Raw genomic sequence first — 12,031 nt, 5'->3', positions numbered from 1 at the left:
CCACGTCGTTACTACCGTTTCGACACCTTTGCTTCATTCTCACACTTTGATGACCTGAACAAGTTTATTACAATCGCAGCTATCGCTACTTTTGCTTTCCAGGTTTTGTTTGTAGTCAATTTCTTCTACAGCATCTGGAAGGGCAAAAAGATGACCACTCAAAACCCATGGGGTGCATCTACCCTGGAGTGGACTACAGCGATTCATCCTGGTCACGGCAACTGGGCTGGTAAAATCCCAAGTGTACACCGCTGGCCATATGACTACGGCAAGGACGGTAAGGAGTTCATCTCCCAGATCACGCCAATGGAAGAAGGAGAAACAGCTGGTGATCATTGATGGTTTGGAGTTGAAAACAGCACAGGCTGTTTGAGGTAAGAAAAGATCATTTTCAATAGGAGAGGAGGGGTAAATCAATTAACCCCTCTTCTCCAACACACTTCTCGATTACTGTGGAGGTAAAAACAGCAGTACAGAAACCTTTGGCCGCTTTTTGGCAAAAGGTAGAAGACTTCAAATTACTGGTAAAATTGCGACTGACCCTCACCGTGGTTTTTTCCTCGGTGATGGCTTACTTGATTGCGGTACCTGGCCCCGCTTCAGGGTTGAGTATTTTGATACTTGCAGTAGGCGGTTTTTTGGTTACAGCAGCTGCAAATGCCCTCAATCAAGTGTTGGAAAAGGACTTCGACCGCTTGATGAAACGTACGGCCAATCGCCCCTTGGTAACTGGCCGGATGAAAGTTGCAGATGCAGTGCTCTGGGCTGGGTTAATGAGTATGGTTGGCATTACTGCCCTGGCCCTGTTTAATCCATGGACAGCTTTCTTTGGCACGCTTGCGCTGGTTTCCTATGCTTTTTTATACACACCGCTAAAAAGAATTTCCCCCATTGCTGTAGTGGTGGGTGCGGTTCCAGGAGCTTTGCCAACCCTGATTGGCGCAGCTGCAGCGGAAGGGTATATCTCTGCGCTTGGATTGACTTTGTTTACCATCCAGTTTTTTTGGCAGTTTCCTCACTTTTGGTCTATTGCCTGGTTGGGACGGGAAGATTACGAACAGGCAGGGTATAAACTGTTGCCTGGCCCTGAAGGACAGAAGGAACAATATACTGCACTGCAATCCTTTCTTTACGCTTTGGTACTCATCCCGGTAGGTTTTCTGCCCATGAGCCTCGGTGTTGCTGGATGGATTTCAACGACTTGTATTGTGGTATCCAGCGTCTTTTTTGCCTATTTAGGCTGGCGCTTGTATCGGAATAATGATCGGAAATCGGCATTGCACTTGATGTTTTTCTCTTTTGTGTACATTCCGCTTGTTTTGCTTGTGTTATTACTTGATCAACTTTAATCAGGAAAACCATGGAAGGAAGCTTCCCCAATGCTTACGGTCGGAATAAAATACATCCTCAAACATTTGCCCTGCTGGTAGCTTGTGCGAGTATTATGATGATGTTTGCAGCCTGGACGAGTGCCTATATGGTGCGTCAAGCTGCCGGGAACTGGCTGGAATTCAGCCTGCCCCAAGTGTTTACGCTAAGCACGGTACTGATTTTGCTGAGTAGTTTTGCTCTGCATGTTTCTTATCGGGCATTTTTGAAAGGCCATGAGAAAGTATACCAATTTGGTTTGGTAGCAAGCCTGGTGCTAGGTTTTTCCTTTTTGTATACTCAGTACCAAGGCTGGTTAGCACTCTCTGCAATTGGCGTAGAACTAACCACCAACCCATCGGGGTCTTTTGTATACATGTTTTCATATGTGCATGCCGCCCACGTAGTTGGAGGCCTGGCTATCTTGCTACTCGCAACGTTGCATGCATTTTCCTTGGGCTTAAAAGTAACGCCCAAAAGAAAACTTCGTTTTGAACTGAGTATGATCTACTGGCATTTTGTAGATTTGCTCTGGGTTTACATCTTTTTCTTTTTAATGACACAAATGTAGCCACCTCATGGAATCCCACGATTTAAACCGTGGGTTGTGGGAGGCCACACATAGCCATAACCTACGGCTTTAGTCGTGGGAGACACAAAACTAAAATAAAAATAGCTATCTAATGGCGACTACAGATACCGCACTTGAACACCACGTTCATGAACACGATCACGATGGCGATGCCTGGGGTGGAGCACAATCTCCATTTAAGGCAAGCTATGGCAAACTGATGATGTGGTACTTCCTTTTATCGGATGCCTTTACTTTTGCCGGCTTTTTGATTACGTATGGTGCGCTGCGTTTCAGCAGCCCAACCTGGCCTGTACCAGACTTTGTGTTTGCTACCGACCCCTTCGGCATTTCCAATGCTTTCGGTAAGGCGCCATTGATCTTCGTAACCTTCATGTCCTTTTTGTTGATCATCAGTTCGGTAACGATGGTTCGCGCAGTACAGGAAGGCCACCGCGAAAACAAAAATGGGGTGCTGATTTGGATGATTCTGACCATTGTTGGTGGTTTGGGCTTCCTAGGCTGTCAGGCCTGGGAGTGGACGAACCTGATCGGGGGAGAAAACATGTCCCTGACCCGGAATACCTTTGGTACCCACACTGCTGATGGTTATTACCTCGATCATGAGGGCAAGAAAAGTGCTGAAACCTTCCGCGAAGGAGAAAGTTACCTGATTCACCGCCATGTGGCTGGTGGGCACGGTGAAGGCCACGGGGCTGGACATGGTGCTGCTCACGAATACAAATCAGGTGACCAAGCTGGATACCTGATGGACGATCAAGGCTTTATCCACCGCAAATACGTCTATGCGGATGGACCACTGAAAGGCCAGACCCAAACGGAGCAATTTGGCCCTAAAGCTTTTGGCGCTCTGTTCTTCTTCATCACTGGTTTCCATGGTTTTCACGTATTCTCAGGGGTAGTTTTCCTGTTAATCATTGCACTCAATGTTGCCAGTGGGGTATATGTTGCGCGCAAGAATGGCTACGAAATGGTGGAAAAGATCGGGTTGTACTGGCACTTTGTAGACTTGGTTTGGGTCTTTGTATTCCTGGTATTTTACCTGCTCTAACATCCAATGGTTGAACCTTTTTAACGCTCTATAGATGTCACATTTATCTTACGAAGAAAGTAAAAAACGGGTACGCTACGGCTTGGTACTTCTGGCTGTAGTTACACTGATTGAGGTAGCTATTTCTCTTTTTGGCAAAGGCCACATCATCAGCGGGGTACATGGCAACGTCATCGTACTGGCCACTTGTGGTTTATTGATTGCCGGTTTGTCCTTGTACAAGGCTTATTTCATTGTTTATGAATTCATGCACATGAAATACGAAGTGAAGGGACTTGCAATGAGTGTATTGCTGCCAACCTTGCTGTTGATTTGGGCCATTATCGCTTTTTTTCAGGAAGGAAATGCCTGGAAGAACCGCCGCGAAGATGTGCAAAAACGCAATTCACAACCGATCACTCCTGCACAAGAAGGTAGCTTGTTGTCTCCGGATACTTATCAAATGGACTGGAAGGGTTAATCCTTTGCTAAATAAATTCAAAAGGCGGGCTACAACCCGCCTTTTGTGTTTTGGTACTTTTTTCTTTTGATCAAAGTATGACCGAATGCTGGCAAACATTTACTCCTTTTCGATGTTTTGCTAGCATTAGTGGGGCAAAAATAAGGGTTCATTTTTTTGAGCCAAAGGATTAGAAAGGACACTTTAAATGAACCGTTTCCTCATCTAATCCTTTGGCAAAATGAACACTTATTTTTTATCGCCCCTAAAACAAAACCGAACGGAATGAAAAAATGGCTACAAACCACGGCACTTTTTTTGATGTTGTTGGTAATGCCTGCACTGAGTTGGTACTACCTCAAAAAAGGAGAGCGTTACCAGGTAGAAATGCGTGCTGAATTAAAAGACTATGGCAAACTGCCGAAATTTTCCCTGCCAAAATTGTTGGAGAATGATAGTTTGTCGAGTGCAGATTTACAAAACACTGTGATCATTGCCAAAGAGCTGGATGTCCAGGAACTGGAGCAAGATGAGGATCTGATTTTTGCGCTGAGTAGTTTGCATACGCAGTTCGACGACCGTTACGATGTGCTTTTTTTATTGCATACTACGGTGCAGGATTCGGGAAAAGTGGGCGCTTTTTTGCGCAAAAACCAACTTGCTGATCCCGAACAAGTTTTAATCACCAGCAGTACACCAGAATTGATTCAATCCTATTCCTTCCCTAAAGCCAGCATGGCAGCAATCATTGACACAACAGGTACCATTCGCCGTTACTACAATTATCGCGATGGCAATGAACTGCGCCGCCTTACTGAGCATGTTACGGTACTTATGCACCGTGATAAGAAGAACGACCCTTATTTGAACCGTGAAAAAGAAAAATAGGATGGAAGCAAATCTGCAATTGGAAAAGAAGTTGAATGTAGCCGCATGGATCATCACCGTAGCGGTTTTGGGGTTGGTCGGCTTGATGCGCAGGGTAAAAATAACCTTGCCAGAAGGGGTTGACCTGGGCTTTTTGCCACCTTTCCACGCTACGTTGAATGCATTAACTGCGGTGGTTCTACTGGTCGCCCTTTTTTACATCAAACAGAAAAAAGTGCAACAGCACCGCAATGCCATTTATGTAGCGATTGTCCTTTCAGTGCTTTTTTTATTGTCTTATGTGGCTTATCATTTCACTACGCCGGAAACCCTGTTTGGAGACAGCAATCATGACGGCGTTTTGGATGAAGTGGAAAAGGCTGCTGTGGCCGGGATTCGCCCTTTTTATCTGGTGTTGCTGCTCAGCCACATCGCATTGGCAGCGGGAATTTTCCCTTTTATTTTGTTTACTTTTATTCGGGCTTACACCAATCAGATTGAGCGGCACCGCAAAATGGCACGCTGGGTTTTCCCTTTGTGGCTATATGTGGCCATTACCGGCCCGATTTGTTATTTTATGTTGAGTCCTTATTATTAATTGCGTATTTTTGAACAAAAATTGACGCTATGCGCTCGATGAAATATTTCAAGATTGGATTGATCCTCGCAGCCCTGTTCCTGTTTGCTGCTCCTGCTCTAGATGCACAATGTCCCATGTGCCGGATGGCTGTGGAAAGCAACCTCAAAGCTGGAGGTAAAGCCGGTAAGGGCCTCAACGCAGGTATTCTTTACATGTTGGCTACCCCTTACGTTTTGGTAGGCAGCCTGGCCTTCGTCTGGTGGCGCAATCGCCGTAAAAATCAGGATGCTGACCAAGAAGAAAAAGGGTAGTCAAAATACTGAGTTGCTATAGCAGAGACACATGGCCGTGCGTCTCTGCTATACACCTGTCCAGCCTCTATTGCTGAGCTCCATCGCTCTTACCCGAACGATCATAGTGAAAGAAACTCGAATAAAACAAGGCCCCCCAACCCAACAAATAACACAAACCTCCTAGAGGGGTAATTGGCCCTAACCACCCAACTGAAAGATGGTGCAAGTCCCTTGTACTCAAAGCATATAAAGAGCCGGAAAACAGCAGTACTCCAGCCGTAAACGCCCAACCAGCTATCCGCAAGGATCTCTTTCGGCCAAAATGACTCAAAACGGCAATCAGCAAAATGGCAATTGCATGGTAAAATTGGTACCTTACCGCCGTTTCAAAAGTCTCAAAATGTTTTGGGCTCAAATGAGGCCGGAGACCATGAGCGGCAAAAGCCCCTAAGGCTACCGCAAAAAAGCCAATCAGGCTTCCAATACGTAAAAATAAATTCCTCATAGATTATCGCTTAAATCGAGTGGTAAAGATACTTCAATATCAGGTTTTGCAAAGGTTCTACCCTGGAGCACTCAGTCTGTTTTTGGTCATTTCTCTTATTTCCTGTCAGGTATCCCCAAAATTGGAAAACCTGGTACCCTCCAGTGCCTTGGCTTTATTGACCACGCAGGAAAATCGGAGAGATCTGCCCTTTCCAAAGTTGGAATGGAGTACCGTATTGATGCCTTTGAGCAAAACCCGGACAGGTTTATTGTACATCAGTACGGATCAAACCGAGCTTCAAATCACCAAAAACAAAGGTTTAAAACGGATTACACCCACCCAATGGCGTGGAGTACAATTTGAACATATTGAGGACTCAAATGAGCAAAAATGGGTTTTGGCCCAAATTAAAAAAGTCAAATATTTAGCACGTGAAGCGGAATTGGTCGAAGAAGCTGCACTGGCTTTTAAGGAAAAGAAAAGAGCTCCCTGGATTACTGCCCCATTGCCCAATCAATTGCAATTTAACTATTCCGCACTCAGTGATTTTTGGGGATTGAAAGGGGATGCCCTGGCAGCCCATTGCAAAAGTGTTAGCCTGGACCTGGGCACCGAGACGGAGCCGCTCCAAGGTCGGTTGGACTTTTTGAATTCGCCCAATATCAAGGAGAAAGACCTTACCGGAATGTTAGCTATTGCTCCTGGTTCAGCACGAAGTGTAATTCCCTATTTTGGTACTGACCCGGTTTTGACCCGCCTGAAAGCGGGAACTACCTTTTCGCTCCATTTTGGCCGTGGGAAAATCCGCCAGACCGCCCTGATTGTACCTTTTGCCTCGCATCAACTGGCTCAAACTGCTTTGCATGAACTGGCAGAGCATTATGGTGCTCTAGCCCCCTTAAACTACCAAACTTATACGCTTCAGCCTGTGCTGGATATTGGCTTAAACGCCTTGAATATTCGCCAGGCCAGCCTTTGTGTTTTTGAACGATTTTTGGTCATTGGTGCTTCTGAAAACCTGATGGAACGATGGATTGATGCAGTTGTTGTGGGCAATACCATTGCCAAACAATTGCGGACCCCTCCAAGTGGCTTGTGGATGCGTTTGAGCACTGATCATGACCTAGGTTTTTTGATTGACCAACTCCATCAAACGTTTAAACTACAATTGCCACTTCCTGATCCTTTACAATGGGAAGGGCCAATAACTGGTGAACACTGGGCATTTCAGGATGCACCCAATCTGGAATCCATTGAACAAGCTACCGCTGAAATTTGGCAAATGGATTTGCCCCAGGGAAAGGCCAAACAATTGTGGGCAATTGAGGACTGGAACCAGTTCCTGATTGAGAGCGATGAACTTCATTTGTTATCCTTAGGACCGGAAGGGAATATTCAATGGGATAAAAAACTGGAGTCTTCGCTAGTTGGCCCCCTGACCGCGGTAGCACGGCCGGAATTGGGGCAGACTCTGGTTTATTTCAGCACCGAAAAAGCCATCCATGCTTTGCAATCGGATGGACAGGAAGCACCAGGTTTTCCCTTGGCCTTAAATTTGCCCATCTCCTCGGGAATAAGCGTGGGCGGACTTGAGCAGTTTTTATTTTATTCCAGTTCTGATGGCCGTTTATACGGTATGGACAAAAATGGGCAACCCCTGAGCGGCTGGAACCCTGGGCCAAAAATTGGACCAGTTAAACAAGCCTTGGCTTATTTTCAATCGGCCACTGAGGATTATTTACTTGCCCTGACCGAGATGGGGAAATTCCACGTGCTGGATCGGTCTTCCCAGCCCCATTTTCCAGCCAAAACCCTCAAAGGCCCTTTTGCTAGTCCCCCTCAATGGCAATGGGACGAGATGAGCCAAAGAATTGTGGTGGCAGATGGAAAGGGCAAGGCGCAGGTGTTTACGGAAAAAGGGGAGTCTTTTTCTTTATCGATTACAGCTGGTTTGGCCGGTGCAACTCGGTTTTGTTTTGCTGATTTAATTGGGGATGGGCGAAAGGATTATTTAACGGCGAATGGGGCACAGTTGTTTTTGCACGCCTATAACCAGGATGATGGGTTCCAATTGGTGTTTAAAAAATCTTTCGAGGGGCAAATTGATGGGCTTACTGCCTCAGGGCAAAAGGAAAATGCCTTGATTATTTGTGGCATTCCGGGAGACCATCAGGTCTGGTGTTTGACGGCCAAAGGGGAAACAGTACAAGGATTTCCAGTTGCCGGAGACCATTTCGCCTTTTTCCCAGAGCAAAAAATCATGGTCACAACAATTGACAATCGAGTGTATGCTTATGTGTTGTAGGGGAGAAGGTGGAACATAAAACGCGAACAACTTAAGACGTCGACAAAAATGCTGTGGAATCCCTTATCAATCATCCCCACAACTTTTACCGGTTTCTGATGGATTCAAAAGCCTTGCTGGTGATCTGATCTACCAGTGTCTTTAATTGATCTTTTGGCCCGGAAAAGGGAAAGCTTGCCAATACTTTGTCTTTTTGATACAAGGTCGCATTTCCACTGAGGGTATTCCCCGATACTTGGTACTGCCCGCCCAGGTAATAATGTTCACTTGTGAACTCCTCAACATCCAAATAAACCAGGTTGGGTTGACTGGTGCTGGCCAGTTGATACAGGTAGGTGTTAACGGCTTTCGACAAGCGTTGAACGTCTTTGTTTTGCTGGCTTTCCAGGAAAACAGTTCGTACGAAAACCGGTAAAGTTTGTGGAATAACAAATGGGACTTTCGAATCAATTATACCAATGTCAAAGCTTTCCGTGGCAATAAGCTCTGGTTTTTGAACTTTGCCAATATCCAGCGCTAAACGTGGAACTTCTTCAATGGTATTGCTGAAAAGCTTGGCAACATCAATAAACGAATTATTAGAAGCGGCAACAAAAGGCATGTTGTTGAGCAAACTGTAGGTGAGCAATCCATGCCCAAAACGAGTGGCTTCGTAGCTTGATTTATCAGCGGCACTACCAGCCAAAACGAACATGCCGCTCCGATCGTTCATGCGCTCAAGTGCGCGACGCTGATCACTATTGAGGGCTTTTTCACCAGTTTGGAGATTTTGGACCACCTGTCCAGAATTACATGCATCCAGGATCAAAATGCGCTTTAAGGCTTTCACTTTGCGAATCCAGGCCTGCAGGGTATCTTGGGCAATAGCTTGGGTCCTGAGAATGGCCGGATCGTCCAGTTTGTCTCCCAAAATGTCAGTTGTCAGGTAATAAAATTGACCTTTTTCACTGTTGGCTGGGTAGGTGATGCCATGGCCAGAGAGATAAACCAGGAGAATGTCATTGGGGTCTGATTTAGCCGCTATCTCGGCGAAGGCTTTGGCTACCACTGCCTTTCTGGGAGCTGGCCCGTTCTGGGTAGTTAGCAGTTTGATTTCCATATTTTTCCCAAACAAAGGTACTCCTGCGAGCCGAAGGGCTTGTGCAAAAGCCACTGCGTCCTTGTCAGGGTATTTCAGATTGAGTTTTTCCCCGCGATATTTGGAGGTGCCGATCACCACCGCATATAAGTTAATCGAGTCAAGTTTGGCGTCAGTTTTAGTCCGCAGAGGGACCAAGGGGCCATTGGTACTTGTACCTTTCGCGCTGACTGGGTCGTAAAGAAAGACGTATGGCTGGCCTTTGAGCCATCCTTCCTTATTGTATGCTCGGAGTGAAAGTCGATTGGCCGTTCCTGGTAAAAAAAATTGATCATAGCGAGAAAGATCAACTTCAAAACTCGATTTGTAGCCAGGATTGACATTTGACTCCAATTCAATTTTGCCATTTAGCAGCAAAGCAACTTTGCCAATGCCCCCGTTGCGGACCTGTAATTGTACTTTTACCCGGTCACCAGCGATAGTGGCTCTGGTGATCTTTGGATGCAATGCCAACTGGTTTAACTCATCTACAGGGCGCAAGTCTCCAGATGCGAACCCCAGCAGTTTTTGCAATAGCCCTGGCTCGAAGTACCGCTCTTTGAGCTGCTCGATCTCGATGACCTCGGTGCCCAGGCGGAAGTACATCTCTTCCATTGCGCCATCAGAGGCATCAAACAAACCCACAGGGGTCGTAACGGCCCAATCTTTTTGTCCCAGAAAATGCAGCGTACAAATTTCTTTTCCGCTTCGAAAATCCCAAAACTGAATGATTCCACCATGCGTTGTGGATACCGCCGTTTTTCCATCGGGCAAAAATTCAAAACTATTGACTTGGTCATAGGTATGGCCATCCCAAAATACATCGGAATCGAAAGCTGCTTTTTCTCTCTGGCTTAGCCGCAGTATGAGCTTGCCTGTGGCCAAATTCCAAATTTCAGTGGCATTTTGACTGATAACCAGTACGAAGTTTTCATCAGGAGTGTAGCGGAGTTCAAGGACATCTTGCGTTTTTATGGCCTTTATTTGCCTCAATGGAGCCCCAAAATTGGCGTTCCATTCCCGAATTGTGCCATTTTCATCGAGGATGATACCCTTTTCACCCGAGGAATTGAATGCTGCGGCGAGAGCACGGCCCAAACCATTGAAGTTTTTTTCAATTTCTCCTTTTTCCAGGTTCCATATATTCAATTGTCCGTCTGGTAGAATGCTCAAAGCATGGCTTCCCTGGTCATCAAAATGAATGGCGTTGAAAAATTCGCTGCCTGAGGTATTTCGGATCAAATTCCCAGTTTGGGCATTCCAGGCCATCCATTTTTTCTGAATTTTGGCCAGTGCGAAACTCCCATTGGGTGAGAATGCAGTTGCCATGCTGGTTATCGCTTCTTTTGAGGAATAGGGTTGTAACATTTGTTCCAATCGCCCTTCCTGGAGATTCCAGATGGAAACAGCATTTGGATTTTGTAGATAGACTAATTGATCATTTTCGTTGGCCTGACTAAAGTTGTCAATAAACCGCGCCACATAAATTTTTTCTGCGCGAGTTTCAAAACCGATGATTTCTTTCTGCTCGTTTTGGATGAGCCTGATAATGTCCTTTTTGAGAATACTTCCGGAAGAATAGTCAAACACTCTGGAGTTATTAGCAGATCCAAGCAGCAATTGCTTTCCATCCGGGGAAATGGAAAGGCTATGTACCACATCCATGTATGGGTGCCTTTCAATCTTTTGTATCGTATCCAGGGTTTCTGAACTAAGCTGCAGGAAAGGCCCTTTACGGTCTGCCACAAAGAGCTCTGAGTCTTTCGCGTTGAACTGGATTGTATTGGCTGTCAAAATATTGGAATGGGATACCAGGTTGTTGCGCTTATCCAGGTCAAAAATTTTCAATCGATCGTCGAAACGAGAAATAGCAACTCGTCGGAAGTCAGAAGTAAAGGTAATCCGGGTTTCCCTACCGGGTTCTCGTTGCATCCGAATAAGTTCTTTACCGGTAGAAAGATCCCAATAACGTACTGTTCGATCATCACTAGCCGACAAACAGCGCTTTCCGTCTGCCGAAATCGCCACAGCGTTGATGATTAATGGAAGATCAACCACGGGAAAGGGCTGTTCGTCTTTTTGCAAATCCCAAACCAGCAAACCACCATATCCCGAAAAACCAGGTGCTTGACCAGGAGTGGTCCACCATGACCAGGTAGGTTTGCCTATGGCAACTACTGCTAGCCGCCCGTCCCGTGAAAATGTTATTTTATAGCTAAATTCTTTGTTTAAACCATCCAGTTTGGCCTTCAGCCCAGCAGGTAGGGCGGGAGGTGATGTTTTTTGAACTCGGAGCGATTTCTGCCAAAACTTTTTGCCAGTCTTCAAGTCCCAACAAGACGATGTTTTATCCAGGTGGTGCAAGTACAGGCTATCTTTCCGCTGTTCCACGAACTGGTATTGCCCCACTTGGACACGCCAAAGTTGCTGGCCATTGTTGAGATTCCAGGCACTCAGGCCTTTGCCCGCCAAAAGGGCAATTGCGGTCTGATCATTGGAACCATAACAAATAAAAACAGGCGTTGTATCCAATTGAATGAAACGCACGGCTTTTTTGCTGGTAAGATCCCAAAGTACCATGCGCTTGTCTTTTCCAGCGCTCAATGCCTGTTGTTCATCAGCCGAAAAACAAACGTGTTGAACTTCCGAAACATGGCCTTCATGTTGAATGACCAATTCAGGTTTTTGGGCAGCCAGCCGACAGAGGCAAAGGATAAAAAGAAGACAAGCATATTTGCTCATTTGGCGAGGTTTCTGAGATGTGGGTCAGGAGGTCCATTGACAAAGTTACAAATTAGTAAGGAGGTACGGCATTAAAGAGGTGCTGGAATCTAAAATGTACTTGCACACTCCCCAGAATCAGTTGGAAAATTGAAAAAAATGGCCCTTTTTTAAAGCGATTTTTTTTATTAGTTTTAAGGCCATTCTACCA

The 12,031-nt window shown here is 45.8% G+C and carries 10 protein-coding genes and 1 pseudogene; 9 read left to right on the top strand and 2 right to left on the bottom strand.

Annotation, left to right across the window (positions count from 1 at the left end; translation table 11 throughout):
• The 8 genes and pseudogenes from SFV55_RS23980 to SFV55_RS23945 all read left to right on the top strand — a co-directional run.
• Positions 1-339 (top strand): annotated as a pseudogene (locus SFV55_RS23980) (cytochrome c oxidase subunit I); the annotation flags it as partial.
• A 113-nt stretch (positions 340-452) separates the two neighbouring features.
• Positions 453-1,349 carry a heme o synthase gene (gene cyoE, locus SFV55_RS23975; RefSeq protein ID WP_320032103.1) on the top strand — a complete coding sequence of 299 codons (897 nt, stop codon included), beginning with the start codon at positions 453-455 and terminating at the stop codon, positions 1,347-1,349.
• A gap of 11 nt (positions 1,350-1,360) precedes the next feature.
• Positions 1,361-1,939, top strand: coding sequence for a heme-copper oxidase subunit III (locus tag SFV55_RS23970; protein ID WP_320032102.1), 579 nt, complete (start codon positions 1,361-1,363; stop codon positions 1,937-1,939).
• Positions 1,940-2,051: 112 nt separating this feature from the next.
• Positions 2,052-3,011 carry a cytochrome c oxidase subunit 3 gene (locus SFV55_RS23965; protein ID WP_320032101.1) on the top strand — a complete coding sequence of 320 codons (960 nt, stop codon included), beginning with the start codon at positions 2,052-2,054 and terminating at the stop codon, positions 3,009-3,011.
• A 34-nt stretch (positions 3,012-3,045) separates the two neighbouring features.
• Complete coding sequence (locus SFV55_RS23960) at positions 3,046-3,471, top strand: cytochrome C oxidase subunit IV family protein (protein ID WP_320032100.1); 426 nt, start codon at positions 3,046-3,048, stop codon at positions 3,469-3,471.
• Between the two features lie 264 nt (positions 3,472-3,735).
• Complete coding sequence (locus SFV55_RS23955) at positions 3,736-4,338, top strand: hypothetical protein (RefSeq protein ID WP_320032099.1); 603 nt, start codon at positions 3,736-3,738, stop codon at positions 4,336-4,338.
• 1 nt (position 4,339) lies between these two features.
• Complete coding sequence (locus tag SFV55_RS23950) at positions 4,340-4,915, top strand: DUF420 domain-containing protein (protein ID WP_320032098.1); 576 nt, start codon at positions 4,340-4,342, stop codon at positions 4,913-4,915.
• 29 nt (positions 4,916-4,944) lie between these two features.
• Positions 4,945-5,208: a hypothetical protein gene (locus SFV55_RS23945; RefSeq protein WP_320032097.1), complete on the top strand. Its 264-nt coding sequence runs from the start codon at positions 4,945-4,947 to the stop codon at positions 5,206-5,208.
• Between the two features lie 67 nt (positions 5,209-5,275).
• Here SFV55_RS23945 and SFV55_RS23940 read toward each other — a convergent pair whose 3' ends face one another.
• Positions 5,276-5,695 carry a DUF423 domain-containing protein gene (locus tag SFV55_RS23940; RefSeq protein WP_320032096.1) on the bottom strand — a complete coding sequence of 140 codons (420 nt, stop codon included), beginning with the start codon at positions 5,693-5,695 and terminating at the stop codon, positions 5,276-5,278.
• A gap of 46 nt (positions 5,696-5,741) precedes the next feature.
• Between SFV55_RS23940 and SFV55_RS23935 the strand changes: the two genes are divergently transcribed.
• On the top strand, positions 5,742-7,982 hold the full coding sequence (locus tag SFV55_RS23935; protein ID WP_320032095.1) for a hypothetical protein: 2,241 nt from the start codon (positions 5,742-5,744) through the stop codon (positions 7,980-7,982).
• Between the two features lie 85 nt (positions 7,983-8,067).
• Here SFV55_RS23935 and SFV55_RS23930 read toward each other — a convergent pair whose 3' ends face one another.
• Positions 8,068-11,841 (bottom strand): caspase family protein, encoded by a 3,774-nt coding sequence (locus SFV55_RS23930; protein WP_320032094.1) that lies wholly within the window; start codon positions 11,839-11,841, stop codon positions 8,068-8,070.
• Positions 11,842-12,031 lie beyond the last annotated feature (190 nt).

Source organism: Haliscomenobacter sp. (assembly GCF_033763495.1).
Classification (GTDB): Bacteria; Bacteroidota; Bacteroidia; order Chitinophagales; family Saprospiraceae; genus Haliscomenobacter.
This window is presented reverse-complemented; position numbering and strand designations above follow the sequence as displayed.

Excerpts from the sequence above, each read along its gene's own strand:
- SFV55_RS23970 (WP_320032102.1), top strand. The coding sequence starts at position 1,361 with ATGGAAGGAAGCTTCCCCAATGCTTACGGTCGGAATAAAATACATCCT.
- SFV55_RS23965 (WP_320032101.1), top strand. The coding sequence starts at position 2,052 with ATGGCGACTACAGATACCGCACTTGAACACCACGTTCATGAACACGAT.
- SFV55_RS23960 (WP_320032100.1), top strand. The coding sequence starts at position 3,046 with ATGTCACATTTATCTTACGAAGAAAGTAAAAAACGGGTACGCTACGGC.
- SFV55_RS23955 (WP_320032099.1), top strand. The coding sequence starts at position 3,736 with ATGAAAAAATGGCTACAAACCACGGCACTTTTTTTGATGTTGTTGGTA.
- SFV55_RS23950 (WP_320032098.1), top strand. The coding sequence starts at position 4,340 with ATGGAAGCAAATCTGCAATTGGAAAAGAAGTTGAATGTAGCCGCATGG.
- SFV55_RS23945 (WP_320032097.1), top strand. The coding sequence starts at position 4,945 with ATGCGCTCGATGAAATATTTCAAGATTGGATTGATCCTCGCAGCCCTG.
- SFV55_RS23940 (WP_320032096.1), bottom strand. The coding sequence starts at position 5,695 with ATGAGGAATTTATTTTTACGTATTGGAAGCCTGATTGGCTTTTTTGCG.
- SFV55_RS23930 (WP_320032094.1), bottom strand. The coding sequence starts at position 11,841 with ATGAGCAAATATGCTTGTCTTCTTTTTATCCTTTGCCTCTGTCGGCTG.